The 25,211-nt window shown below is 68.9% G+C and carries 17 protein-coding genes; 5 read left to right on the forward strand and 12 right to left on the reverse strand.

The window, feature by feature from the left end:
- Window position 1: 1 nt before the first annotated feature.
- The 7 genes from LXT21_RS20085 to LXT21_RS20115 form a co-directional block, all read right to left on the reverse strand.
- Window positions 2-5,527 carry an ELWxxDGT repeat protein gene (locus LXT21_RS20085; RefSeq protein ID WP_254039754.1) on the reverse strand — a complete coding sequence of 1,842 codons (5,526 nt, stop codon included), beginning with the start codon at window positions 5,525-5,527 and terminating at the stop codon, window positions 2-4.
- Window positions 5,528-5,806: 279 nt separating this feature from the next.
- Window positions 5,807-6,595 carry a M57 family metalloprotease gene (locus LXT21_RS20090; RefSeq protein WP_254039755.1) on the reverse strand — a complete coding sequence of 263 codons (789 nt, stop codon included), beginning with the start codon at window positions 6,593-6,595 and terminating at the stop codon, window positions 5,807-5,809.
- Window positions 6,596-6,751: 156 nt separating this feature from the next.
- The gene (locus tag LXT21_RS20095; RefSeq protein WP_254039756.1) at window positions 6,752-7,243 is read right to left on the reverse strand and encodes a hypothetical protein; all 492 of its coding nucleotides are present in this window, start codon (window positions 7,241-7,243) and stop codon (window positions 6,752-6,754) included.
- Window positions 7,244-7,364: 121 nt separating this feature from the next.
- On the reverse strand, window positions 7,365-7,925 hold the full coding sequence (locus LXT21_RS20100; protein WP_254039757.1) for a hypothetical protein: 561 nt from the start codon (window positions 7,923-7,925) through the stop codon (window positions 7,365-7,367).
- A 219-nt stretch (window positions 7,926-8,144) separates the two neighbouring features.
- Window positions 8,145-9,449, reverse strand: a complete 1,305-nt coding sequence (locus LXT21_RS20105; RefSeq protein ID WP_254039758.1) for an esterase/lipase family protein — start codon at window positions 9,447-9,449, stop codon at window positions 8,145-8,147.
- A 446-nt stretch (window positions 9,450-9,895) separates the two neighbouring features.
- Window positions 9,896-10,186: a hypothetical protein gene (locus LXT21_RS20110; RefSeq protein WP_254039759.1), complete on the reverse strand. Its 291-nt coding sequence runs from the start codon at window positions 10,184-10,186 to the stop codon at window positions 9,896-9,898.
- Window positions 10,187-10,646: 460 nt separating this feature from the next.
- Window positions 10,647-11,087 (reverse strand): hypothetical protein, encoded by a 441-nt coding sequence (locus LXT21_RS20115; RefSeq protein ID WP_254039760.1) that lies wholly within the window; start codon window positions 11,085-11,087, stop codon window positions 10,647-10,649.
- Window positions 11,088-11,445: 358 nt separating this feature from the next.
- Between LXT21_RS20115 and LXT21_RS45205 the strand changes: the two genes are divergently transcribed.
- Window positions 11,446-14,643 (forward strand): protein kinase domain-containing protein, encoded by a 3,198-nt coding sequence (locus LXT21_RS45205; RefSeq protein ID WP_267145416.1) that lies wholly within the window; start codon window positions 11,446-11,448, stop codon window positions 14,641-14,643.
- On the opposite strand, the gene LXT21_RS20130 is transcribed toward LXT21_RS45205, so the two are convergent.
- The gene (locus LXT21_RS20130) at window positions 14,624-15,820 is read right to left on the reverse strand and encodes an ADYC domain-containing protein (RefSeq protein WP_254039761.1); all 1,197 of its coding nucleotides are present in this window, start codon (window positions 15,818-15,820) and stop codon (window positions 14,624-14,626) included. The genes LXT21_RS45205 and LXT21_RS20130 overlap by 20 nt on opposite strands.
- Window positions 15,821-16,276: 456 nt before the next feature.
- Between LXT21_RS20130 and LXT21_RS20135 the strand changes: the two genes are divergently transcribed.
- Window positions 16,277-17,527, forward strand: coding sequence for a sigma 54-interacting transcriptional regulator (locus tag LXT21_RS20135; protein ID WP_254039762.1), 1,251 nt, complete (start codon window positions 16,277-16,279; stop codon window positions 17,525-17,527).
- An 88-nt stretch (window positions 17,528-17,615) separates the two neighbouring features.
- On the opposite strand, the gene LXT21_RS20140 is transcribed toward LXT21_RS20135, so the two are convergent.
- On the reverse strand, window positions 17,616-20,120 hold the full coding sequence (locus tag LXT21_RS20140; RefSeq protein ID WP_254039763.1) for an RCC1 domain-containing protein: 2,505 nt from the start codon (window positions 20,118-20,120) through the stop codon (window positions 17,616-17,618).
- A gap of 419 nt (window positions 20,121-20,539) precedes the next feature.
- Here LXT21_RS20140 and LXT21_RS20145 point away from each other — a divergent pair, with 419 nt between their 5' ends.
- Entirely contained in the window at window positions 20,540-21,517 is a 978-nt protein-coding gene (locus tag LXT21_RS20145) for an esterase/lipase family protein (protein ID WP_254039764.1), read from the forward strand.
- Window positions 21,514-21,849 carry a hypothetical protein gene (locus tag LXT21_RS20150; protein ID WP_254039765.1) on the forward strand — a complete coding sequence of 112 codons (336 nt, stop codon included), beginning with the start codon at window positions 21,514-21,516 and terminating at the stop codon, window positions 21,847-21,849. The genes LXT21_RS20145 and LXT21_RS20150 overlap by 4 nt, the downstream gene beginning before the upstream one ends.
- Here the strand turns inward: LXT21_RS20150 and LXT21_RS20155 are convergent.
- Together LXT21_RS20155 and LXT21_RS20160 are read right to left on the reverse strand one after the other, a co-directional pair.
- Window positions 21,795-22,673, reverse strand: a complete 879-nt coding sequence (locus LXT21_RS20155) for an alpha/beta hydrolase (protein ID WP_254039766.1) — start codon at window positions 22,671-22,673, stop codon at window positions 21,795-21,797. The genes LXT21_RS20150 and LXT21_RS20155 overlap by 55 nt on opposite strands.
- A gap of 132 nt (window positions 22,674-22,805) precedes the next feature.
- The gene (locus LXT21_RS20160; protein WP_254039767.1) at window positions 22,806-23,072 is read right to left on the reverse strand and encodes a hypothetical protein; all 267 of its coding nucleotides are present in this window, start codon (window positions 23,070-23,072) and stop codon (window positions 22,806-22,808) included.
- A gap of 413 nt (window positions 23,073-23,485) precedes the next feature.
- Between LXT21_RS20160 and LXT21_RS20165 the strand changes: the two genes are divergently transcribed.
- Window positions 23,486-24,511, forward strand: coding sequence for a hypothetical protein (locus LXT21_RS20165; RefSeq protein ID WP_254039768.1), 1,026 nt, complete (start codon window positions 23,486-23,488; stop codon window positions 24,509-24,511).
- A gap of 50 nt (window positions 24,512-24,561) precedes the next feature.
- Here LXT21_RS20165 and LXT21_RS20170 read toward each other — a convergent pair whose 3' ends face one another.
- Window positions 24,562-25,116, reverse strand: a complete 555-nt coding sequence (locus LXT21_RS20170) for a hypothetical protein (RefSeq protein ID WP_254039769.1) — start codon at window positions 25,114-25,116, stop codon at window positions 24,562-24,564.
- Window positions 25,117-25,211: the final 95 nt, after the last annotated feature.

The following is a 25,211-nucleotide window of genomic DNA, read 5'->3' on the forward strand; positions in this document are numbered from 1 at the left end:
CCTATCGGCGGGAGCGCCGCCGCCACCACCCAGCGGTGCTCATCATGAGCATCATCCACGTCAGTCCGCCGGAGCTCCCCGGTCCCGCCGCACACCCATGACTCTCGGGCCTCGACGGGACGGGGGCGGGCTCGGAGACCGGGTTCACCGTGACGGGGAAGGTGCACTCGGACGACAGCCCGGCCTCGTCCTTCGCGGTGACCCGGACCGCGGTGGTGCCGAGCGGGAAGCGGCTCCCTGAAGCGTGGCTGTAGGTGACCTGGGGCGCGCCCGTCACCGCGTCATGGACCTGGGCCGCCGGATAGGTGACGGACTGGCCCGAGGCGTCGGGAGTGGAGACCTCGACCGCCGCGGGGCAGACGAGCGTCGGTGGAGCGGTGTCTCGCACGGTGATGGAGAACGCGCAGGCGGCGGTGTTTCCCGCCTCGTCCCGCGTGGTCAGCGTGACGGAGGTCGTCCCGAGGGGGAACGTCGACCCCGAGGCCACGCTCGGCGTGAGGCTGGGCTCCTGGGTGACGGTGTCCACCGGGGCGTCCCAGTGGAAGGTGACGGCCGCGCCCCGTGCATCCTGGGCCTCCGCCGAGAGGTCCTCCGGGCAGCGCACGGACGGGGCCTGCGTATCCTTCACGGTGAGGATGAACTGGCACGAGGCTGTGTTGTTCGCGCCGTCCCGGGCCACGACGGTGAGGGTGGTGTCGCCCAGCGGGAAGCGGGTCCCTGCCTCATGGCTGTAGACCAGCCGCGGCGATGCGCTCACGGCGTCCATCGCGGTGGCGGTTGGCAGTGCCTCGACCTGCGTGCCCGAGGCGCTCGTGGCCTCGACGCTCATCGCGCCAGGGCACACGAGGGTCGGCGGCGTCGTGTCCACCACGTTCACGGAGAAGGCACACACGGCCTTGTTTCCGGCCGCGTCGGTCGCGCTCGTGGTGACGGTCGTCGTTCCCAGCGCGAACAGTCCTCCTGAGGCGTGGCTGCTGGAGACCTCGAGCGCCGTGCTCACCGCGTCGGCGGCGGAGACGGGGGGGAAGGTGACGACGGCACCCGAAGCCTGCGTGGCTTCGACCGTGATGTCTCCCGGGCACGAGAGCACTGGCGCGGTGGTGTCGCGGACCGTCACCAAGAACGAGCAGGAGCCCGTGTTGCCGGCCGCGTCCGTCGCGGTCACCGTCACGGTCGTCGTCCCCAGCGCGAACAGCTCACTCGAGGTGTGGCTGCTGGAGACCTCGAACGTCGTGCTCACCGCATCGGAAGTGGAGACCGGCGGGAAGGTGACGACGGCGCCCGCTGCTTCCGTGGCCTCCGTGAGGAGGTTCGCCGGGCAGGTGAGCACCGGCGCGGTGGTGTCGCGGACCGTCACCAAGAACGCGCAGGAGGCCGTGTTGCCAGCTTCATCCGTCGCGCTCACCGTCACCGCCGTCACGCCCAGCGCGAACAGCTCACCCGAGGCGTGGCTGCTGGAGACCTCGAACGTCGTGCTCACCGCGTCGGAGGCGGAGACCGGCGGGAAGGTGACGACAGCCCCCGTCGCCTGCGTGGCTTCCGTGACGATGTCCGCCGGGCACGTGAGCGCCGGCGCGGTGGTGTCGCGGACCGTCACGGAGAACGAGCAGGAGGCCGTGTTGCCAGCCTCATCCGCCGCCGTCACCGTGACGGTCGTCACGCCCAGCGCGAACAGCTCACCCGAGGCGTGGCTGCTGGAGACCTCGAGCGCCGTGCTCACGCCATCCGCCGCGGTGGCTGGCGGGAAGGTGACGACGGCGCCCGCTGCTTCCGTGGCCTCCACGGTGATGTCCGCCGGGCAGGTGAGCACCGGCGCGGTGGTGTCTCGCACCTGCACGGAGAAGGAACACGAGCCCACGTTCCCCGCCCCGTCGCGCGTGGAGACGTTGACGGTGGTGGGGCCCACGGGGAACACGGTCTGCGATGCCTGGCTGTACGACAGCGTCAGGACCTTCGTCACCGCGTCCATCGCGGTGGCGGGCGCGTAGCTGACGTGCGCCCCCTCGGGGCTCGTGGCCTCGACGAGGAGGTCGGCGGGACAGACCACCGAGGGCGGCGTGGTATCGCGGACGAGCACGTCGAAGGTGCAGGAGGAGGAGTTCCCCGTGGCGTCTCGCGCCATCGCCGTGACGGTCGTCCGGGCCAGCGGGAACGCCGCGTCCGATGCGTGGGTGTAGAGCACCAGCGGGCTGCCCGTCACCGCGTCGGTCGCCGTGGCGGGCGGGTAGTGGACCACCGCGCCGGAGGCCGAGGTGGCTTCGGCGTAGATGACCGGCCCCGGGCAGGTGATGGTCGGACGGGTGGTGTCTCGCACCACCACGGAGAAGGAGCACGCGCCGGTGTTCCCCGCCTCGTCCTTCGCGGTGAAGGTGACGCTCGTCGAGCCGAGCGGGAACACCGAGCCGGTGGCATGGCTCGCCGTCACGACGAGCCCGGAGGTCACCGCGTCGGTGGCCGTGGCCGCGGGGAAGCTCACCTGGGCACCCGCCGCGCTGGTGGCCTCGGCCACGATGGAGGGACCCGGACAGGTCAGCTTCGGCGGCGTGCTGTCCCGCACCGTGACCGAGAAGCCGCAGGTGGCCACGTTGCCCGCCAAATCTCTCGCCGTCACGGTGATGGCCGTCGCCCCCAGCGAGAACAGCGTCCCGGAGGCCTGGCTGTAGGACAGCATGACGCCTCCAGGAATCTCATCCGTGGCGCGGGCCGCGGCGTACGTTACCGGGGCGCCCGAGGCGCTCGTCGCCTCCACGGTGAGGCTCGCGGGGCACGTCACCACGGGCGGCGTCACATCCGGCACGGCGTCGAACCTCATCCGCCACAGCTCCCGGCCCGTCACTCCGTCGCTCGCCGAGAAGTAGATGCGGTCCCCCGCGCGGGTGAACAGCTTCGGGTTCGAGGAGTAGGGCCCCGGCGCCAGGTCCGCGATGCGCTGGGTGCCCGCCTCGGTGCCGTCCGACACCCAGGGCTCCATGCCCGTCACCCCATCCGAGGCGGTGAAGATGACCAGCCCTTCATCGGGCAGCGCGAGCATGGGCGTCGCCGCCATGCTGCCCACGGGCCCGGGGTTGATGTCCTTCACGCGCCAGGTGCCCGCGGTGGTTCCATCGCTGCGCCACAGCTCGGCGCCGCCCTCCAAATCCGTGGCCTGGAACAGCACCACGTCGTTGAGCGGCGCCAGGTGCCGGGGGTTGAAGTTGAAGCGCGAGTCCTCGAAGCCCTTCACTCGCAACGTGCCCGCGGTGGTTCCATCGCTGCGCCACAGGCCGCGCTGATTGTAGGCCTCCGCGGCGCTGAAGTAGAGCACGCCCCGACGCATCGCGAAGTCCGAGGGCCAACTGCTATCGGTCGGGTGGATGTCCCGAACCAGGACGGTGCCCGCCGCCGTGCCGTTGCTGCGCCACAGCTCGATGTTGTTGCTGGAAGTGGCCCCTCCCGGGAAGAGGAAGAAGTCCGGCAGGACGGCGGAGCCCGTGGCGAAGTCGGCGCGGGTGTTGCTGACCGTGACGGTGCCCGCCGTCGTCCCATCGGTGCGCCACAGCACCGTGCCCGCGCCCGTCGTCGCCGCGAAGTAGCCCAGGCCCTTGAACTCCACGTACCCCTTGCTCATCGAGTTGTAGGGCGACCCCTGCCACAGGTCCTTGAGCAGGCGCGTCCCCTCGGCCGTGCCGTCCGAGACCCAGGGGTCATAGCCCGTGGAGCCGTCGTCGGCGGTGAAGTGGAGCCGGCCCGCGACGACCTGCGCGTCGTGGGGGCCGCTGGAGTAGTAGGGCGCGGTGCGGAGGTCCTTGAGCAGCCGGGTGCTCTCCAAGGTCCCCTCCGTCCTCCACGGCTCCCGACCGAGGGTGGTGGACTCCGCGTCGAAGAAGAGGGCGCCGTTCATCTCGAGCAGCCACGAGGGCGACGAACCCCAGCCTCCGGGATACAGGTCCAGGGCGACGGTGCCGGCGGAGGTGCCGTCACTCATCCAGGGCTCACGGCCCAGGGTGTCCGTGTCGGCGACGAACCAGAGCTTGCCCTGGTAGGGCGTGAGCACCTCGGGGGTGGAGTCCGTGGAGCCCGAGAGGATGTCGCGGACCCGGCGGGTGCCCGCGCTCGTCCCGTCGCTCGTCCAGGGCTCGAGGCCGGTGACGCCGTCATTGGCGGAGAAGAAGAGCCGATGGCCCACGGCTGTCAGGTTCGCGGGCTCTGAGCCCGCGGGGACGGCCTGTGGACGGATGCTCTTGACCATGACGGTGCCCGCGGCGGTCCCATCGCTCTTCCAGACCTCGCGGCCACCCCAGTCCCCCTGGGCCGTGAAGTAGAGCAACGGGCCCACGGCGGTGAGGTTCTGGGGCAGGGAGGACTGCCCGCCGAGCCGGATGTCCTTGACCCGCTGCGCCCCCAGGGAGGTGCTCTCGGTCTTCCAGAGCTCCTGGTCCCCACCCTGGCTCGCGCTGAAATAGAGCGTGTCGCCGATGACCACCAGACCCTCCGGCCAGCTGCTGCCGGACGGGTGGATGTCCTCGACCAGCGAGACCCACGTTCCATTGAACCGGTGCAGCTCGTAGCCGGAGAGGCCATTCCACATCCGGGTCTCCGCCACGAAGTAGAGCATCCCCGCCATCCCCACCATCCGCCCATGCAGGGGGCCGGTGGTGGAGTCGAAAGGGATGGGGCGCGTGCCCTCCAGCGTCCCATCACTCGTCCAGAGGGTCTTCGGTGCCGAGGTCGGGTCGGAGCCGATGAAGTAGATGCGGTCGCCCACGGGGGTCAGGGTGCTCGCGTAGACGCGCTGGTTGCCGGACATGCCGGAGCGCAGGCGCACCGTGCCCTCGCGTGTCCCATCGGTGCGCCACACCTCGTCGGACAGGGGCGTGGCGGGGGAGATGAAGTAGAGCAGGGAGCCCGCGACGGCGAACTCCGTGGGCGCCTGGAACGTGGGGCCCGAGGGATGGGACTCGATGGAAACAGTCCCCTCGGGGGTGCCGTCGCTCTTCCACAGCCTGCTGGTCCCCTCCGGAGTGCCGAGGAGGCTGAGGTAGAGCTGGCCCTGGAACCGCGTCACGCGCTGCACGGAGGCCGAGCCGGAGCCCGGGCTGATGTCCTTGACGAGCACCGTGCCCTCGGCCGTCCCATCGCTCTTCCACAGCTCCGAGCCCCGGCTGCCGTCATTGGCGAAGAAGTACGCCACCCCGCCGACGACGGTGAGGTGCATGGGGCTGGAGTCCTGGGGCCCGGGGTTGATGTCCCGGACGAGCCAGGTCCCCTCGGGGGTGCCGTCGCTGCGCCACAGCTCCCGCCCGCTGCTGGCCTCCTTCGCGGCGAAGAGGAGCACGTCGCCGAGCGCGGCCAGCTCCGCCGGGGCGCTGCCCTCATTGGCCACGAGCACCGTGCGCAGGTCCCGGACGAGCTCGGGAGCCTGCACCTTCAGCGATGCGCGCGCGGTGCCGAGCGGTGGCTCGCCGTCGGAGGGAGACTCCCCACATCCGCCGACGATGACGAGCAGGATGCAGAGCCACGACGCGCCAGCACGTCCCAGTGTTTTCATGAGGTTGAGCCGAGGTGAAGCATGTCCGCGCGGAGGGCGAGGCCATCTTCTCATACCCATACGGCTCGACACGCGAGCCCTGGTTCAACCGGGCACGCTCGCGCGGGCGGAAGACCCACCGAGGTCCACCGCGCCCCGCGCTCCTGGTGCGGATGATGGCGCCTGACGGGGGGCGTTCAGACAGAGGGCGGGCACGGGAACGGACAGTGGGGTGTCACTGCCCGTCCCGTGTCCTGGCCATCCCGTGAGGTGTTCACGGGCGGCGGGTGAGGCTTCCGCCTACCAGCCGTAGAGGTACGTCAGCGCGGCGATGTCGCCGCTGGTGAAGTTGCCCGAATCCGAGAGGGAGGGGCAGGAGTTCATGACCGAGCCGCCCGGGGTGGCGGCGGTCGGCGTCCCCGGGATGTGGACGGCGCCCACGTTCTCCGGGTCCGACTCGGGGTCGGGGTAGGGGCGGCCGCAGCTGATGCTGGTGTTGTAGTAATCCGAGTGGCGCAGGCCGAGGGCATGGCCCAGCTCATGGGTGATGATCTGCTCGCTGACGTTGAGCGGGTAGGCGTTCACCCCGATGTTGATGTCGACGATCCACCCCGGAAGCCCATTGGCGGGGAACGCCGCGATGCTCCGGCCGTCGGAGAGCATGTTGTGCTTCGCGATGATGTTCGCGGTGCAGCCGGTCGTCGGCCCGCGCGCGAAGGTGATTCGGAGCCCCAGCGCATTGTAGTTGGCGAGGGCCAGGTCGAGCCCCTGGCTCATCAGGGGGTAGCCTTCGAACCAGACGGTGGGGGTGACGCAGATCTTCGTCACGCCAGGACCCGCGATGTTGACCGAGCGGTACTGCTCGTGGCTCCCCTCGGGCGCCTGGAGCATCTCGCGGGAGGCCGCGAGCGACACCAGACCATCGCGGCCGACGAGCACGGCGCCGTCCACCACCTGGATGTCATTGGCCGGAAAGCCAGCCTCGATGAGATTGGAGGTGGTCTCCTCCTGCTCGGTCTGCGCGTCGGAACCACAGCCGACCATCAATGCGCTACACGTCACGGCGAGGACTGCGACCTGCTTGAACATGGGGGCTCGTACTCTGACTGCGGGGGGAGGGCGCTGCCCGCTGGAGACTCCAGGCGAGACATCGCGACGGCCCGCGGAGCATTCCCCCGGTCCTCCACCCAGAGGCCAGGGAAATCGGCTCGTCCAAGATGATGCTGTTTTTCTTGTAATCCTAGATTATGGGCCTTCCTTCGAGCGGGTGAACTCCATCACCCAGTTGGTCTCCCAGCTCAGCCCCGCGTCGGGCGAGAACGCCTGTTCCCAGCGCGCGGTGTCCTGGCCCATCCGGGTCCAGGTGAAGCGGACGCGGATGGGGCGGCCCTCGAAGGTGTCGTTCGTTTCGAACAGGCCCACCTCGCCCACGAAGCCGCCCAGCACGGGCGGGTCGATGGTGTGGTTGCGGTTGTCCACCCAGGAGATGGACCATTGCTTCGTCGCCGGGTTGTAGACCCGGGTCGCCAGGCCCACGAAGCCGGGCCAGAACTCGCTTCGATACGTCTCCTGATTGCCGAGTCCGCCGGGCAGCGGATGCTCTTCGGCGGTGGCCTCGAACGGCAGCCACTCCGTGCACCCCTTCAGTCGCTCCTTGAGGCGGCGGTTGTGGACCCGCCAGCGTCCCATGAGGAAGTCGAAGTCCCGCGCCCCGTCGTTCTGTCCCTGTTCCCGCATGCCATCGGCTCCGTTCAGGAGGTCGAGGGCCCGGTTCGGGCCCCCTGAACGCGTACGGTGGACGGGATATAGGGCGAACCCAGCCCTGATTCGGACAGGCCCTGGATTCACTCCGGATGAATCACCCGCAGATGGTTCCCAGCACCCAGCCGTTGGGGCAGCAAACGTAGGTTTCCATGTCCGTGCCCTGTGCGCTGTAGCCGCAGAAGGTCTCCTCCGGGTCGATCGCGATGCCACAGACACTGTAGGCGCCGTTGGTGGCGCAATAGTCTGACGGGCATTGCGAGTGGTGTGAGCACGGGAGGCCCGGCTTCCATCCGTTGTAGCAGGTGCAGTCGATGACCGGACAGGTGGTTCCCTGGACCCATCCACCCTCACAACAGACATAGGCATTGCCATCGGTGCCCGTGGCGCTGAACCCACAGTAGGTTTCCTCGGGTTCGATTTCGATGCCACAGACTCGGGTGGTGCCGTTGTTGGCGCAGTAGTTGGAGGCGCAGTCCGAGTGGTCGGTGCAGGGGGCACCGGCCCGATAGCCACCGCCGCACTGGCAGTGGTCGAGACTTGCCTTGCTGCTCGCCTGAGCCGGCTCCTGCTCCGCCTCGGCTTTGGTGCTGCAGCCGGAGATACCCAGTGCCAGGAAAAGGAGTGTTCCTGTGAGGAGCGACTGAATGGCTTTCATGGGGCAGCCCTCTGGGGGATGTCGAGTTGGCTGCTTGTTACCAGGGCGATAGTGTTTGAGGCAATGATTTGCGATAGGTGGGTGCAACGCGGCAATGCTTGCGTTGCGGCGCGAAGGTTCTTGCCGAGGCGGAGAGGCAGGGGGCGGCGGCTTCGATGGGCGAATGGTTTGCGCCCTGCGACGCCATGCCTCGCAGAAAATGCGTTGGCGATGGGGAGGTCAGAAGGGGATGACGTCGATGACTTCGGTGTGGTCGCCCGGCAGCCGGGGGGCTGCCTGTCCCGCGAGCTGCTTGATGCGCGCCGCGGAGCAGGGGCCACAGCCCAGGGCGTCCTTGAGCTTCTTCCCTCCGGGGCCGACTCGCAGGTTCTTGACCGCGTTCCACGCGTTGACGAGGCCGAACTTCCGGGTGCGGACGGTCTCTCCCCGGAGCGCCTTGCAGATCAACTCCAGGTCCGCGTCATCGAACTCGGTGAGGTCCCGGGCCGTGTCGTCGTTCGCGCGGTTGGCATAGAACACCCTGCGCTGTCTGGAGAAGGTGGGCCGGGTGTTCAGCGTCTGCATGAGCGCGCTGCCCGCCGTGAGGTCTCCGGGGCCGGGCACGCAGTCGGAGATGAACAGCGGAGCATCGGTGAAGCCCTGGAAGACGGGGTCGATGAGGGTCATCCGGAGGTCGAGCTGATTGGGGTTGGGCGGGGGCTCGAGCACGAAGCCGTTGCGATGCCTGCCGCGCACCTTCTTCATGAACCCGCAGTTGGTGGGGACCTCCGTCGGCATCCACTCCGGGTCCACGAGCGAGTGGTCCGCGCCCGTCGCGATGATGGCGCCCAGTGAATGCGCCACCACCTGGACGGTCGTCCCCGAGTGCGCTCCTCGCGCCTGGATGATGGCGTTGCGCAGGCAGTCCGCCGTCTCCATGGGGTGCCGGTTGTCTGGGTAGAAGAAGTCGTAGACCTGCGCATTGGACGGGAAGTGGTTGATGGCCGGGTCCATCACCTCGGGGCCGGCGCCGATGCCATGCACGGAGATGTAGGGCACCTTGTTCGGGTCGATGGGCCCTCGGGGCCGGAGCTCGCAGATGCCACAGCGCGCGCGCATCCGGGACCGCTCCGCGCCATTCGTCCGGTCTGCGGCCGTGGTCGGCGTGGGGTTCAGGACGGGAGTCGGAGCAGGAGTGGCCTGGGGCTCGAAGGAGGCTTGCACCACCGACGCTTCTGCCAGGCTCGCGCCCGCGTCGGTCCCCGCATCGGCGCCTGCGTCCGCGCCGGGGCTGCTCCCCGCGTCGCGCCCGCCGTCCGAACCCGCGTCTGAACCACCACCACCGCCGCCGCCACCTCCGTCCGAGCCCGCATCCGCGCCTGCGTCCACCCCCGCGTCGTCTTCGCACGTGGGCGTCTCGGTGAAGTCCTGCTCGGGCGGAGGACAGCCCGCGTCTCCGGCGTCACCCGCGTCACCCGCGTCACCCGCGTCGGTGCCTCCATCACACTCGCCGCAGGACTCGGACTCTTCGTCTTCCGTCGTCATCCCTTCGCGCCACGGCGCCATGCTCCCGGCGCCCCCGTCCTGCGTGGAGCAGGACGATGACATGCTGGCGGTCATCACGAGCATCGCCAGGAGGAGTGAGCGGGCAACGATGGGACTGATGGTCGGAAGGCGCGGTGGCTGGGATTCCCGCATGGGCGAAGTCATCCGTCGTGAGTTTTCAATCCCAGGGGAACGGGTCGTTCTCCGTGGGTTGTCTTTGGGGATGCGGAACCTGTTGCAGTCGTCGCCCTCCAATCCAACTGTGGGCCCAGGGTTTGGGTCAAGCCCTGCGCTCCTGACGCGTTGCGCCCAGTGGCGAACGTGTTGGGTTCAGGTGTCCTCGTGAGGCCCCCCGGGTCAAAGCCAGCAAGCGCAGCTTGACCGCCTTGGGTGAGCCCGGCGTCGAACGTCAGCACTCCAGGAACAGGAGGCCCCCGCCGCAGTGGTTACTGGAGGGCCTGGGCGTCCTCGTCGCCCGGAGCGAACAGTTCCTCCATGGGAAGGTCCACGCCTTCTCGCGCCAGGTAGGTGACGGTGCTGATCTTGCCGTTGACCGAGGGCTCACCGCGCACCGACACGAAGGCCCCGTTCCAGACCTGTCGCTCCACGGACATGAAGGCCTTCTGCATGAAGCTGAGCGACTGCTCGCTGTCTGCGTGTTCCGTCTCGATGCGGCACAGGCGGGTCCGGCACTCGATGGACCTGAGGTGTGAGGCGTCTGGCAGTGCGGCGCTCACGCCATCCTTCGCTTGTTGCTCGGCGCTCCGTGCCCAGCCAGGGTCGAAAGGCTCGCTTCCGAAGTATATTTCCATGCGCTGGCTCACCTGCTCCGTGGAAACAGCGGGCGGAGCCTGCGTCACCACAGCCTCGGGTTTCGGGGGCGAGGGCTCGGGTGGGGCCGCAAGCACGGGGGGGCTCGGCGCCGGGGCGGCGGCCTCGACGCGGGCAACTCGGGGGAGGCTGGGCGACGTGGCATCGGGAGCGGAGGCGCGCTCCTGCTGCTCGGATTGGAGATGCTCGACTCGGGAGGCGAGCTGAACGAGCTCATCCCTGATTTGTACCTGAAGGGCGTACGGCACGGTGATGCACGTGCAGGCGAGGGCGCCTCCTGTCAGGAGCAGTCGGGGCTTCATGGTCAGGACCTCGGTGGGTGGAGCCGCCGCTCCGTGGGTATCCGGGAGCGGCGGCTCGATGGGACTACTGGTACCAGTTCACGCTGTTCACGCGCGCGCCCGGGCTGAGGTCGCAGGCGAGGTTCAGCGTTCCGCCAGCGGGGACGAACACGGGGCCGAGCACGATGTCCCGGTTGGCGCCGAAGCCCGGGAGATAGCCGAGGGGCACCTGGTAAATGCCCGTCGCATCCTTGGTGAGGCCGAAGAACCGGCAGCCGACGTTGTTGGCGGGGGTCGCGCCGTAGGCGTTCACGGTGACCCGGTAGTTACCGGAGCCGTCGACCATGAGCGGATAGAACACCGTGATCGTCCAGGAGCAGTTGTTGGTCAGCGTGGTCCACGACTCGCCCGTGCAAGCGCCGTCCGCGTGGATCTGCGGCTTGCCATGCCACCCGGCCACGGTGCGGGCGTTGGCGGTACCTGCGACGCTGGTGAGCACCAGCGCTGAAGCAACGAGGGTCTTCATGTGATGGGTCATGGGGTCGGTTTCTGGCTGTGGGGGTACTTCGAGGCGCGTGGATGTGTTTGCCGGAGCAGGCCTCGCGGCTCGGCGGCTTGGGCGTGGATGTGTGGATTTGATGCGTCCGTCGTGATGACAGTTCCTCGCATCCGCGCCGAATGCGAGTGATTGCACCCGGCGTGCCGAGCCGAATGACGCGGTCTCCAGAGGCGTCTCCCTCTGAACTCACCCAACAGTCGGCCGAGCGGGCATGATGCAGGCACAGCGCCGAGCGGTGCCGGGCACACCTCAGCGCCGTGTCGGATGGCAGGGCCCTTGCGTCTTGGGCGACCGCCATGGGCTATCATGACGCCATGGGGGATTCATGGACGATGACCGGGATGACGTTCCGGAGGCGGCGCGGTCCACCGTGGAGCTCAGTCTCGCGCCCGGTGCGGGGGAGACCGGTCTCCACGGAGACTCCTCCGTGGGCCATTACACGCTGCTGGCGCTGCTTGGCCGCGGCGGCATGGGAGAGGTCCACAAGGCCTGGGACCGGCGGCTGAGTCGCACCGTCGCGCTGAAGTTCGTGCGGGGCGGTGACCCGGACCGGGTGATGCGCTTCCTCCAAGAGGCCCAAACGCAGGCGCGAATCGAGCACCCGAATGTGTGCGCGGTGTACGAGGTCGGTCACGCGGAGGGCCGTCACTACATCGCCATGCAGCTCATCGAGGGGCAGCGGCTCGACCAGGTCGCCGGAGGACTGTCGCTCCCCGAGAAAGTCCAGGTGATGCGAGAGGTCGCCTCCGCGATGTACGAGGCGCACAATCTCGGCGTCATCCACCGCGACCTCAAGCCGGGCAACATCATGGTGCGACGGCTGGAGAATGGGCGCTGCTTCCCGGTGGTGATGGACTTCGGCCTGGCGCACGAGGTCGGTCTCGCGCAGGGGCTCACCCGGTCCGGCGCGGTGATGGGGACCCCCGCGTACATGTCACCGGAGCAGGCCCGTGGAGATACGCGGGCCATCGACCGGCGCTCGGATGTCTATGGCCTTGGTGCCACCCTCCATGAACTGCTGGCCGGAGTGCCACCGTTCTCGGACAAGACGCTCCTCGGCACCCTCAACAAGGTGCTCCATGAAGATGCGCCGTCCCTGCGCTCGCTCGTGCCGCACCTGCCCGGCGACCTGGAGGTCATCGTCCTCAAGTGTCTGAGCAAGGACCCCGAGCAGCGCTATGCGTCTGCGCGAGCCCTGGCCGAGGACCTGGGACGCTACCTCGACGGTGAGCCCATCCTCGGGCAGCGCCCGGCTCTTCTCTCCCGGCTCTGGCGCCGCGCGCGCAAGCACCGGACCCTGGTGGCCGTCTCCGTCATGTCGCTGGCGAGCATCCTTGTCCTCTCGGTCCTGGGCGTCACCTCCCGCCTGGATGCGCGTCATGCCCGACTGCAATCGGAGGTGCGGGCGCGGATGGCCGAGCAATTGGGCCAGCAGGTGAAGGACATCGAGTGGTTCCTGCGCCTGGCCTACACGACTCCCTTGCACGACACCGGTCGAGAGCAGCAGCTCGTGCGCGAGCGCATGGCGCGCATCGCGGCCTGGCGGCACACGTTGGGGGAGCCAGGGGACGCGCTCGTCCAGTACGCGCTGGGGCGGGGACATCTGGCGATGCACGAGTTGGAGCAGGCCCACGAAGCGCTGACGCGCGCGAGGCGGCTGGGGCTGGATTCGCCAGAGCTCCATCATGCGCTGGGCCGGGTCCTCGGCGAGCGTTACCACCAGGCAATGGAAGAGGCGCGGCGCGGGGGAGACGCGACGTGGGTCGCGGAGCGGCAGCGCATCATCGAGGCGCAGTACCTCCAACCCGCGCTCCAGTCTCTCGAGCGCAGCCGCGTGCTGGAGCTGGAGTCTCCCCGGTACCTGGAGGGACTGATTGCCTTCTATCGCCGGGATTACGACGCGGCGGCGCGGGCCGCGACCCTCGCCGAGGCCCAGGCGCCGTGGTCGTACGAGGCCCGGAAGCTCGCGGGAGACGTGGCGCACGCGCGAGCCATGGAGCAACTGGAGCGGGGCGAATACGACGCGGCACGCTCGGGCCTGCGCGAGGCTCGCCGCCTTCATGAGCGCGCCGTGGAATTGGGACGCAGCGACGCCCGGAGCTACGAGGCGCTGGCGGAGGTGGGGCTGCAGGAGGCGGAGCTGGACCGGCGCCAGGGGCAGCTTCCCCACGCATCGCTGGAGAAGGCGTTGGCCGCGGCGGAACAGGGCCTCCAGGCCGCGCCGTCTCGCGGGGCGGGCTATACCCGCAAGGCGTTCATCCTCATCAATCGCTACCGCGCCGCGAACGCAGCAGGCCAGGGGCTGGACCCGAAACCCATCCTCGCCGACTGCCTCGCCACCGCCTCTCGCGCGGTGGAGTTGTCCCCCCAGGACGTCCAGGCGCACGACATCCTGGGCGTCGGCCATTTCTTCCAGGGGCTCCGGGCGGCGTGGGAGGAAAAGGACCCCGAGCCTGCCTGGGGCGAGGCCATCTCCCGACTGGAACGGGCCCTCGAACTCCAGCCTCAATACCCGTGGGGACTCAATGACCTGGCGCTGGTGCATCATTCGCGAGGGACTCACCAGCGCGAGCGCGGAGAGGACCCGTCTGCCTCCTACGCCGAGGCGGAGCGCCTCCTGCGTCTGGCCGTGAGGCACGACCCGAAATACGTGTTCGGGTTCTCGAACCTGGCGGAGCTGTACAACGCGATGGCGGCGCACGGCCTCGCGAGGGGGCTCGATCCGGAGCCCGAGGTGCAGAAGGCCATCGCGGCGGGAGAGGCCGCGCTCGCCATCAACGGCAACTTCCACTCGGCGCTGAACAAGCTGGGGCTCTCGGAGCTGCTTCGCGCGGAGCACCTCGTCGTCTCGGGGGCGGATGCACGGGCTCCACTGGAGCGTGCTTCCCATTGGTTCGAGCGTTCGCTCGGTATCAACCCGACCTTCGGTCGGAGCCACTTCTTCCTCGCGATGGGACATTGGCTCTCGGCGACCCATGCCGTGCGCGAAGACAGGGACCCCGGCGCCTCGCTCCAGGCGGGCCAGCGTGCCCTGGCGGCCGCGCTGCGCGGGGACAAGAGCTGCGCCGACTGCCAGGTCCTGAGCGCGCGTCTGGCGCTCGTGGAGGCCGCCTGGGCACGACGCAGTGGGCTCTCCGGACTTCGACACCTCCAGCACGCGCATGCCGAGGCCCGGAGGGCGGTGGAGATACATCCCTACAACGAATCCCACGAAGTGCTGGCGAGAGCCTGCTGGCGTCTGGCGCAAGTGGTGTCACCGAGCGAGGCACCGGGCTTCATCTCCGAGGGGCTTGCGCAGGTGGACCTGGCGCTCGGGCTGGATTCGAAGCTGGCTTCGGCCCATGCCGTCCGTGGAGGGCTGCGATTGCTCCAGTCACGACTGGCGCGTGGGGATGAGGAGCGCGCCGCCCATCTGAGTCAGGCCCGCGAGTCACTGTCGCGGGCGATGGAACTCCGGCCCCTGCTCCGGCGGGAGGATGCGGACGCGCTGCGCGAAGCGGGCTTCAGTGCGTCGCGGGATTGACCGTCCCCGTGGCGAGCTTTCCCGTCGATGTCCACGTGGGCGACCTGGGACAAGGCGGTACATCGTACAGTCCCGCGGGCAGGTCGATGTCGGGGACCCGGCGATTCTCCGCGTTGAGGCAGACTGCGCCCAGGGGACTCCAGAGGGCCTCCAGCGTACGAAGCTCCTCGACGTGGTTGTTCGCGTTCCTCCCCAGGCCGAGTTCGTCGCGCTTGGCGATGCGCGTGCCGTTCCGGGTGTAGCTCGAGAGGTCTCCACGGCCGACGAAGTACGCGGCGCGCTTGGCCTGCAGGCACGCGCCGAAGACATGGCCGCGCAGCACATCGTAGTCGCCCGTTTCGGGGCTCCAGGGGGCGTAGCCCCAGTCGAGGCAGGTGACGATGGCTCCCGACGCACAGCCGACGGTGGTCCACTCGGGGACGGGCTCGACGGCTGCGTTCACGCTGTTGATGCGCAGCCCCGGCAGGAACGACGTGGGGTCCCTGTCGGGGGCGGTGGCGCCCCTCGGAGTGCAGTGCTTCAGCCAAGGGCGTCCGGTCGCGTATTCCCGATAGCGGACGTCGTACCCGTGGACCCGGGCCGACGCATCCGAGAGGGGCGTCACGGCCAGTTCGAGGACGAAGGGGCCTGTGGGAGCGCCGTCGTCGGGTGGAAGCCGCACCACGAGCTTCAACCGGCGGAGCTTCTCGCCCTGCAGGGAGTGGACCTGGGTGGCTCTGTCCAGGCAGGGGCTGGACAGGGAACAGTAGTTCACCGTGAGCTGGGTGCCCGTGGCCTGGATGCTGTGAATCCGGACGCCCTCGTCGGCGCCGGGAATCTGAGGATTCTGAAGCACGCCAGTCACGGTGGCTTCGCCGAGCTGTCCCCCGCGCTTGGTGGGGTCTCGGCCCATCAATCGGACAGAGGGGTGGGGTGACGCGGCCGAGGCCGGAACGTTCTCGAAGGCTTCGGGACAGAAGCGTGGAATGCCATCCACCATGAAGCAGTAGGTGCCGCCCTCGATGATGTAGATGCCCAGTCCGTTCGTCTCGGGGGGGTGGCAGCTGGGTTGTCCCGTCGGACATTGCCAGGGATCCAGCGGCTGTGCCCCCGTTCCGAGCACACAGGGCTCCACGCGGCAGTCCCGGACGGGCAACCCTTCGTTGATGTCGGGGTCTCCAGGCGGAGTGGGTTTCACGCACGACTTGCTTCCAGGGAACAATGCACAGCAACCGCTGAGCCCAAGGGCCAGCAACAGCATCAACGGATACAGCACCCTCGACCTCGAGTCGAACGCAGAGGGACGGGATTCTTGCTTCAAAGACATGTTCATTTCATCCGGGCATATGTTTGTGTTTGGTGAATGCGATGCCAGGAGACGGCGTGGGCCTCGAATTCTTGACAACTTCCTGTTTGGCCTGGAAGTTCAAAGACTTGCGAGGAGCCAGTGGCCCGCGGAGGAGGGGACTGGGTGGCACAATCGGTGGCACCGCCTGACGTGTGCCCGCGGCACAGGCATAAGATGGTCATCATGGAAACGGAACAGGATCGGTCGACGCTGCGCGCGAGCAGGGGAGCTGCTGGCGCGGACACGAACGCTGAGGCCCGTGTCCCGGGGCTGATGCGACTCTTTGGTGGGGGAAAGGCCCTGGCCGTGGCGCTGCGCTTGAAGGAGGGTGCGCTGGAGCTGGGACGAGGCGCCGCCGTGCTGGGAGAGGTCCAGGACGCGAAGATGTCGCGGCGCCATGCCCAGGTCCGCTTCGATGGGCAGCGCTTCTGGGTGACGGACCTGGGAAGCCAGAACGGCACGTTCGTGGATGGCGCGGCCATTCCCACGGGGACTGCCCATGAAGTCCAGCGCGTGGTGCGCATGGGCGACTCGCTCTTCGTTCCCAGCATGGACGTCCGGCCGCTCGAGGCCCACGGGGTCGAAGTCGTGGAGGGCTTCGTGCGAGGGCCCGCGATGCAAGGCCTGCTCAGGGAGGTCTCCCAGGCCCGTCTCGGCCATTCCCTGTACATCCATGGAGAGAGCGGCACCGGCAAGGAAGGCGTGGCGCGTGCCTTCCACGCCCTCTCTCCCCGGCACGGTGGCCCCTTCATCGCCGTCAATTGCGCGGCCATTCCCGAGAGCCTCGCGGAGCGGTTGTTGTTCGGTGCTCGGAAGGGGGCGTACTCGGGCGCTGACGTGGATGCGCAGGGCTACCTCCAGTCCGCGGATGGCGGCACCCTGTTCCTCGACGAGGTCGTGGAGCTGGACCTGGCGGTTCAGGCCAAGCTCCTGCGAGTGCTGGAGAACCGGGAGGTGATTGCCCTGGGCGCGTCCAAGGCGCAGCGGATTGACCTGCACGTCTGCTGCGCCAGCAACAAGGGCCTGCGCGCGCAGGTGGCGAGCGGACGACTGCGCGAGGATTTGTACTTCCGCATCGGTCGACCGGATGTCTCCCTGCCGCCGCTGCGCCAGCGCCCCGAGGAGATTCCGCTGTTGCTCGAGCGGGGGCTGTCACCCGGAAGGAGCCTGCACGTCTCGTTGGTCGAGGAGTGCCTGCGCAGGCCCTGGCCCGGCAACGTCCGAGAGCTGATGTCCGAGCTGGGCGTCGCCGAACATTCGGCGCACCTGAAAGGTGCCTCTCGGGTCGAGGGAGGTCACCTCAAGCCAGACGCTGGCGCGGCCTTCGGGCCCGCATTGTCTCAGCCGTCCGAGGCTCCACGCGCGCCGCCCCGGAAGGCTCCCTCGAAGGCGAAGCCCCTGCCCGACGATGAGCGCACCCGAATCGAACTCGCCCTGCGCCAGCACGGAGGCAACGTGACCGCCACGGCGGAAGCACTGGGCATGCACCGCACGCACCTGCGGAGGCTGCTCGCGCGCCATGACATCGCCGTTCCCGACACGGACGAGGAGGCGTGAGTCGACCGGAGGTGGAGGCAGCCCACCCACGAGAGGGCTGCCTCACACCTGTTGGACCGACCGGGTGACGGACCCAGGGGTTGGGTGGCTACAAACTCCCTGGCGTGAACGTCACCTGCAGGGGATGGAGCGCGTCGGCGGAGACACCATCACCCAGTTGCCCCACGGCGTTGTCTCCCCAGGTCCAGACCGTGCCATCCGCGCGGAGGGCCAATGAGTGGCGACTGGCTGCGGCGACGTGGGTGACGTTGGAGATGCCGGACACTCGCCGCCCCCGAGATTCGTCACCGGGGTCCGTGTCTCCGCGCTGGCCGTGGCTGTTTCCCCCCGTGGCCTGGAGGTCCCCGTTGTCGTGGAGCATCAGCGAGTGCATGCCTCCGCCCGCCAGCGCGCGGAGGTTGGTCAGCGTGCCCATCCTCGCCGGTGTCCTTCCATTGCCGGAGCCCCCGATGCCCAGCCGTCCCTGGTCGGGCCTTCCCCAGGACCAGGCGGTGCCGTCCCTCCGGGTGGCGAGCGAGTGTTCCTTGCCCGCCGTCACCGAGGCGACGTTGGTCATTCCTGGCACCTGGATGGGGGTGGTGCGCCCGGTGGTCGTTCCGTCTCCGAGCTGGCCGACCAGGTTGCCACCCCAGGCCCAGACCGTTCCATCGCTGCGCAGGGCGAGCGAGTGGTCTGCTCCCGCGGCGAGGGCGGTCACCTCCGTCAACCCCGGCACCTCGACAGGGGCCTGCCGATGGGTGGTCGTTCCATCTCCGAGCTCACCGGAGGAGTTGTCGCCCCAGGTCCAGACCGTGCCGTCGTCGCCCAGGGCGAGCGAGTGGTTCTCTCCCGCGGCGATTCGGGTGACGCGGGCGAGCCCCTGTACCTGGATGGGAATGAGGCGGGCGTACGCCGGTCCGTTGCCGAGCTGTCCGAAGACGTCGGAACCCCAGGCCCAGACGGTGCCATCCCCACGCAGGGCCAGCGTGTGCTGGCTCCCCGCCGCGATGGCGACGACGTCGGAGAGCCCCAGGACCTGCACCGGTGTGTGGCGCCGCTGGTCGCTGCCATCACCGAGCTCTCCGTTCAGATTCTCTCCCCAGGTCCAGACCGTGCCGTCCTCACGCAGTGCCACGGAATGGAGGGACTGGGTGGCCACGGCGCTGACGCCTGTCAGCCCTGGGACCTGGGTCGGCGTGTGACGTCGCGGCGGCGGGCCCACGCCGAGCCGGCCTTCTCCATTGTGCCCCCATGCTCGGACGCCGCCGCCCTGGAGGAACGCGAGGGAATGGTCGCTGTTCGCGGAGATGGAGAGGGCGCCCGTCAGCTCCGGGATCTGCATCGGCGAAGGGCGCGCCGTCACCGTGCCATCGCCCAGTTGACCGGAGTGATTGTCACCCCACGCCCAGACCGTCCCGTCGTCCCGGATGGCCAGGCCGTGCGAGGCGCCCGCGTCGATGGCCGTCACGCCGCCCAAGCCGGGGATGGCCGCGGGCTTGCTTCGCAAGATGTCCGTTCCGCCGTCGCCCAGGGCGCCCTTGTGATTGCTTCCCCAGGACCAGACGCTGCCATCGACGAGGAGGGCCATGGACCAGCCCATGCCCCCGGAGAGCGCGACGGCGGAGCCCACCCCCGCGAGCCGGACCGGCGTGGAGCGGTCGACGAGCGAGTCGTCGCCGAGCTGGCCAGAGGTATTGCTGCCCCACGCCCAGACGCTCCCGTCCGCGCCTGCCGCCAGCGTCTGCCAGCCCTCGCCGGCGGCGATGCTGGTGATGCGAGGCAACCCCTGGACCTTCCACGGCCAGTTCCTGGGGGAGTGCGTCCCATCGCCGAGCTGGCCGAAGCTGTTGTTGCCCCAGGTCCAGACAGTGCCGTCCTCGCCGAGCGCGACGGAGTAGGTGCTCCCCGCGGCGATGGCGATGACCGGTGGCAGCCCGTTCATCCGCGCGGGGGTGATGCGGCCGGTGTTCGTGCCATCGCCCAGCTCGCCGAAGTAGTTGGCGCCCCAGCTCCAGACCGTGCCGTCTGCACTCAAGGCCAGCGAGTGTCGGAGGCCCCCGGATACCGCGATGATTTGTGTCAACGCCGCTTCCTGGACAGGGGTGTGGCGCTCGGCGTCGGTCCCATGGCCGAACGCGCCGGGCCCGTTGTCGCCCCAGGTCCAGAGGGTGCCGTCCTCGCGCACGGCCAGCGAGTGGGCGTGGCCCGCGGAGACCCTGGGGCCCGTGCACGGACGGGCTGACAGAAGGAACGTCTTGGTGGTGGAGAGGTCCTCACCATCCGTCACGGTGGCGGTGACCTGGATGCGAGTTCCCGTCGGCAGGCAGGAGGGGCTGGTCCACGTCAGCTCGCTGGTGGTGTCCGAGTGTGTGGGCGTCCCGAGCGTGCCCGTGGTGGCGGCCCACGTGAAGCGCAGTCGGGGTGTCTTGTCATCGCGGGCGACGACCCGGAAGGAGACCGCCTCGTCCGGCACGGTGTTGACGGTGGATTGGGTGGCTTCGATGAGCGTGGGCGGCTCGGGGGGAGGAGGGCCCGCGTCGGGTGGACCCGTGTCCGGGAGGCCCGCGTCGGGGAGGCCCGCGTCGGGCTGGCCCGCATCCGGGATGCAGCTCATGGGGCGTCTTTCGCAGTCATCCGCCTGCTCCGTATCGGAGGTGCAGCCGCTGAAGGCCAGCCACGCCGAGGCCAGAAAGAGGGGAATGGCGACATGACGGTGTCGATGTGGGGACATTTCAACCTGAGCGAAGGTGCGAGGATTTGAGGACCGCGGTTGCGCCCGGACGACCCGGCGCCAATCACAATCCGCCGGAGGTCGAATCCAGGAACGCCTGGATTGGCCGCGGCCCCGGTGCATCCCGCGTGCCCCACCTGCTCCCACGCGGAGACGTTCCTCGGAGGGTGCAGAAAGCTGCACGACTGTGTTCCCCCGCGCCCAGGTGTGCCGAGCGATGCACGGCGAGCCCAGTGCCCAGGTTCGGGCCGTGATTCGACTTTCATGACGCGACGTGTCACCGTGTCGGCTGGAGGTCCTGAATGACGATTCCGGAAGCCCCGCCCAAGCCTCGTGTGGGCAAGGTCGATGTCGCGCTCGGCGTGCTCAATGGCGTGCTGGGGGACTATCTCCACCGTCGGAGCAACGCGCTGGCCACCCCCATGGGGCTCTTCCACGAGGGCCGCCCGCTCCCGGTCGAGCGGGAGGCCTTGCGCGCCGCGCATCCGAGCTCCACGGGGCGCGTGGTCCTGTGGGTCCATGGGCTCGCCGTCACCGAGGCCGTCTGGGCCTTTCCCTCCGAGCCCACCACCGACTACGGCACCCTCCTGGAGCGCGACGCGGGCTTCACGCCGCTCTACCTCCGCTACAACACCGGGCTGCACATCTCCGACAACGGAGAGGCCCTCGCGCACCTGCTGCAACGCCTGGTCGCCGAGTTCCCCGTCCCCATCACCGAGCTCGTCCTCGTCGGCTACAGCATGGGCGGCCTCGTCCTGCGCAGCGCCTGCCACCTGGCCTCCGAGGCGTGCCTGCCCTGGCTCTCCCTCGTGCGGCGCTCCTACTCCATCGGCGTGCCCCACTTCGGCAGCCCCCTGGAGCGCATGGGCACCGTCGTCGCCCAGGTGCTCCGCGCCGTGCCCAATTCCTACACCCGCCTCGTCGCCGACGTCGTCGACCTGCGCAGCAGCGGGGTGAAGGACCTGGGCGTCGCTCGGCTGCGTCGACAGGATTGGGAGGACACCTCCGCGCCGTGCGCGCCCCTGCGTCCTCCCCAGGGCATCGCCCATCACCTCATCGTCGGGGCGCTCGGGCAGGAGGGCGCGTGGGTCTCCGCCCTGTTCGGCGATGGCGTCGTCTCCATGGCGAGCGCCTCCGGGCGCACCGGCCCGGGTGATTCGAGCCCGTTGTTCCCTCCGGAGAACGTCCAGGTGGTCCCGGGCATCGACCACGTCACGCTCGCGCACCACGCGTCGGTCTACGCGCGGCTGCGCGAGTCACTCATGTTGGAGGCCTCATGAATCGCCTGCGGGGAGTGAAGGACCTGGTCCGGGACGCGGTGGAGCACGGCGCCACGGCGGTGGAGCGCATCCACCGCTCGACCGCCGCGAGGCCGTTCCAGGTGCTGCGGCTCATCCCCTCACTCGAGGCCCCCGTGGGCGTCCTGCAGTCGCTCCAGGACACCGCCCTCGCCGGCACGTATGGAATGGTCCGCTGGGTCAACCGCGCCGTCGGTGGGACGCTGGACGTCGCCCTGGACCTCGTCGAGCAACACCCGCGCTCGGCGCCGACCGAGGCTCAGGGCCCGTCGAGCACCGACAACATCCGCGGCAGCACGTCGGAGAACGTGTAGCTCCAGCATGGGAGGTTGTGGCCGCCGTCGCAGCCGAACGGATTCTCCGCGGGCTTCGGGCGGCCATACATCTCGTAGTGGTGCGCAATCCCCGCGCTGTCGAGCGTCTGGTGCAAGCGCGCCGTGGCCGCGGCGGGGACGCGCTCGAGCAGGTCTCCATCCCACGTGCCCGAGCCCGCGTAGAGCGCCACCGCCACCGTCCTCAGCCCCGCGGCGCGCTCCAGCGGGTTGTTGATGTGCCATGCCGGGTCGAAGGGCCAGAAGGGCGAGCCGAAGGCCCCGTTCGCGTTGTTGAGCCAGCGCGCCGACTCCTCGGTGACGACGGTGCGGATGGCCGCGTTCCCCAGGTCCAACGCACCGGAGAAGCTGGCCACGTACGCGAACAGGTCCGGTCGCCGGGCCGCGCAGCTGATGGCGCCGAAGCCCGCCATCGACGGGCCGGCAATCGCCCGGCCCTGCTTGTACGCGAGCGTCCGCAGGTTCTGGTCCACCCACGGAATCAGCTGGTTCAGATGGAACTCCTCCCACGCTTGATTCACGCCGCGCGGGAGGAGCCAGTGGGTGTACCAGCCCGCCTTGCCTCCCTCCGGCATGATGGTGATGACCGGCTGGTTCTCCGTGGTGGCCCGCGCCCCGCCGGATTCGACCCACTGCGAGGAGTTCAGCCCACCGCCACTGTGCAGCAGGTACACCACCGGGTAGCGCGCCTCCGGGGTGCTCGCCTCCACCGGGGAGGCCTCTTCCGCGTGGGCCGTCCAGGGGACACCCCCCAGCACGGCGGTGACGGACAGGAGCGCGCTTGCGACGACGGAACGCCAGGACACCGAGGAGACTGCATTGTCTTTGGGCATCCGCCCATTTCGGGGGGCACTGGCGGTATTGCAAGGCTTCACGCGTGACGCGGTGGTCCAGGCGCCACGGCGGGAGACGAGCGCCGTGGCGAGGACCGGGGGGCGTCAGTACGCGAAGATGAGCCGGCCGTTGGAATACACGCAGTACAGCTCGCCGGTGGTGTCGCCATCGCAGCAGGTCTGCACCTCACCCTCGTTGAAGCAACGCTTGTTCACGAGCGAGCCACACGCGGGATAGCCCGAGCACGCCAACTGGGAGAGCGTCGAGTCCTGGCTGCTCTCGGACACTGCCTCGGGCTCGGAGACCGGACCGCCACAGCCCAGCAGGGAGAAGCCGAACAACACCGCCGTCACAACAAGAGACTGCTTCATGAGGAGCCTCGTCGGGTAGGTGGAACGACGTCAGCCTAATCCAACGCGAGCCCGAATCGATGGGCACGGGGCCTCATGAAGGGGAGGGTGCACCGGGACCTCGTGGCCCGCCATCACTGTTCGTGGCGCAAGAGGTGGGCACTTGCTCCCTGCGGCACATTCCGAGGCCTCTGCCGCGAGGGAGGGGGCGGCAGATGGGTCCACGAGGTCGCCGGGTTGTGACGCGTCACGCAGACTCGAAGAAGGCGATGGCGTTGCCATCGGCAATGAGGGAGCGCGTCGGGGCCCCGGCCCCTGCGTCCAGACACGACGCACCCGATTCTCCCGAGGACGCACGCCTCGGCGGGGGACGCATCCTCCGAGACTCACGAGCCGCTGGTCCGGGAATTGCGTTGCCGGCGCGCGGAGGCGACATGCCGTTCTACAAGTGCTTTGGCTGCATGAAGTCGTTCATGTCGGAGACGCGAGCCACGCAGTGCAAGTTCTGCGACAAGCTCCTCAACGAGGACGTCAACCGTCAGTCGGCGCCTCCCAGGCTGACGCGGAGCAACTCCGCGCCCCAGTTGGGGGCGATGACGCCCCAGCAGCAGGTGGTCCGCTTCGAGGTGGCCCAGAAGCAGGTGGCCTTCAAGCCGGAGTGCCCCCGGCTCGTCTGCAGGTCCAATGACCTCACCTGTCTCGGCGCGGACCCCATCTTCGTTTCCGGCGCCAATCTCTATGTCTGCAACACCTGCACGGTGAACTTCGTCTGGAACCCCCTCCTCCCCTTCGAGAGGGGCTTCGCCAGCCAGGACGTCACCTACCGCATGACGCCGCTCAACGTGCTCGCGTTCCGGGGGCTCAACCTCCCAGGTCCGCTGGACTGCTTGAATGTCTTCAAGAAAGGCTTCCCGGTCCGGAAGCTCGGCTACGCGGATGACTCGCCCTGGAACATCCAGTACCGCACCAGCGCCGCCAAGGGCGTCACCCTGGACGAGGAGGAGTTTCCCATGTCGGGAGACATCTTCCCCGAGTCCGCGCATTGCTTCGCGACCCGCATCCCCGGCGCCACCATCTTCCCCAACGACGCCACCGTCACCCGGACCTATCTCTTCGTCTGCTTCCTGCGGGAGGGCTTCGACACCCGTCGTCAGCAGCAGCGGGAGGTGGCGCTCATCCAGAAGTACTACCCCTTCCTGTCCGCGGCCGCGCTACGGAAGGTGGCCTGGCCCCTGGATGCCTATGAAGTGGCCGTCGAGGAGCTCGATTCGAGCCTCATCCTCGCTTCCATCCGCTGCGACAAGGTGTGGGCCTCCGCGAACTGGAAGGACGGAGGCACCTACCGGCTCTACCTGCCCTCGCTGATGTTCAATCCCTCCACGCCGTTGGCCCTGCACGGGCCCATCACGACCATGCTCAAGCAGCATCGCGCCGGCACGATTCCCAGCACGCCCCTGTGAGCGCCGGGTGCACCGCCGCCAGCAACAGGCCGGCGGCGGTGCGGCTCAGCTCAGATCGGCTCCATCGGGTCGTCTTCGCAGCAACCCCAGAAGCTGCAGATGCACGTGTACTGCTCCGTGACGGGATTGTAGGTGCACTCCGACAGGACCTTGCAGCAACTGCCCATCGTGCAGCAGGTCTGGCACACGCCCTGCGCCGAGACGCCCTGGATGTGCTCGAGGAAGGCCCCCTCGGAGGTCAGCTTGACGTCCATCACGCCCTGCCCCAGGGACTGGGCCTCGACACCACGCTGCCGCGCGACGTCCTGGAGCCAGCGGTCCATGGAGACCTGCTGTCCACCCGCCGCGAGCGCGATGCGTGAGTAGTCGATGGCTCCCTCGGAGGCGTCGAACCGGATGACGTCCTGCTGCTCCAGCGCGTCCAGCCGCAGGTGGTTGCCCGGCGCCAGGTGATTCACCGTCAGGGCCGTGATGCGCAGCCCGCTCTCCTCCCGACCCTGCGCGGCGGTGTCGGGTCCACCCGCATCGTCTCCACCCTGGCACGCCAACGTCGTCACCGCGAGGACCGCCACGGCGACCACGGTCTTGAATGTCGAAAGCCTCATGGGTGCTCCTTGTCATCAGGACTCATGACGACCCCGTGTCGTCATGTGACGCTGATACCAGAGCAACCCGTCTGTCGATGAAACCCGACTCCAGG

The organism is Myxococcus guangdongensis, from assembly GCF_024198255.1.
Classification (GTDB): Bacteria; Myxococcota; Myxococcia; order Myxococcales; family Myxococcaceae; genus Myxococcus; species Myxococcus guangdongensis.

What these genes read in the sequence shown, in the direction of transcription:
- LXT21_RS20100 (WP_254039757.1), bottom strand. Translation starts at nt 7,925, where the DNA reads ATGAAAGCCATTCAGTCGCTCCTCACAGGAACACTCCTTTTCCTGGCA.
- LXT21_RS20140 (WP_254039763.1), bottom strand. Translation starts at nt 20,120, where the DNA reads ATGAGCTGCATCCCGGATGCGGGCCAGCCCGACGCGGGCCTCCCCGAC.
- LXT21_RS20090 (WP_254039755.1), bottom strand. Translation starts at nt 6,595, where the DNA reads ATGTTCAAGCAGGTCGCAGTCCTCGCCGTGACGTGTAGCGCATTGATG.
- LXT21_RS45205 (WP_267145416.1), top strand. Translation starts at nt 11,446, where the DNA reads ATGGACGATGACCGGGATGACGTTCCGGAGGCGGCGCGGTCCACCGTG.
- LXT21_RS20095 (WP_254039756.1), bottom strand. Translation starts at nt 7,243, where the DNA reads ATGCGGGAACAGGGACAGAACGACGGGGCGCGGGACTTCGACTTCCTC.
- LXT21_RS20145 (WP_254039764.1), top strand. Translation starts at nt 20,540, where the DNA reads ATGACGATTCCGGAAGCCCCGCCCAAGCCTCGTGTGGGCAAGGTCGAT.
- LXT21_RS20085 (WP_254039754.1), bottom strand. Translation starts at nt 5,527, where the DNA reads ATGAAAACACTGGGACGTGCTGGCGCGTCGTGGCTCTGCATCCTGCTC.
- LXT21_RS20170 (WP_254039769.1), bottom strand. Translation starts at nt 25,116, where the DNA reads ATGAGGCTTTCGACATTCAAGACCGTGGTCGCCGTGGCGGTCCTCGCG.
- LXT21_RS20160 (WP_254039767.1), bottom strand. Translation starts at nt 23,072, where the DNA reads ATGAAGCAGTCTCTTGTTGTGACGGCGGTGTTGTTCGGCTTCTCCCTG.
- LXT21_RS20165 (WP_254039768.1), top strand. Translation starts at nt 23,486, where the DNA reads ATGCCGTTCTACAAGTGCTTTGGCTGCATGAAGTCGTTCATGTCGGAG.
- LXT21_RS20115 (WP_254039760.1), bottom strand. Translation starts at nt 11,087, where the DNA reads ATGAAGACCCTCGTTGCTTCAGCGCTGGTGCTCACCAGCGTCGCAGGT.
- LXT21_RS20105 (WP_254039758.1), bottom strand. Translation starts at nt 9,449, where the DNA reads ATGACGACGGAAGACGAAGAGTCCGAGTCCTGCGGCGAGTGTGATGGA.
- LXT21_RS20150 (WP_254039765.1), top strand. Translation starts at nt 21,514, where the DNA reads ATGAATCGCCTGCGGGGAGTGAAGGACCTGGTCCGGGACGCGGTGGAG.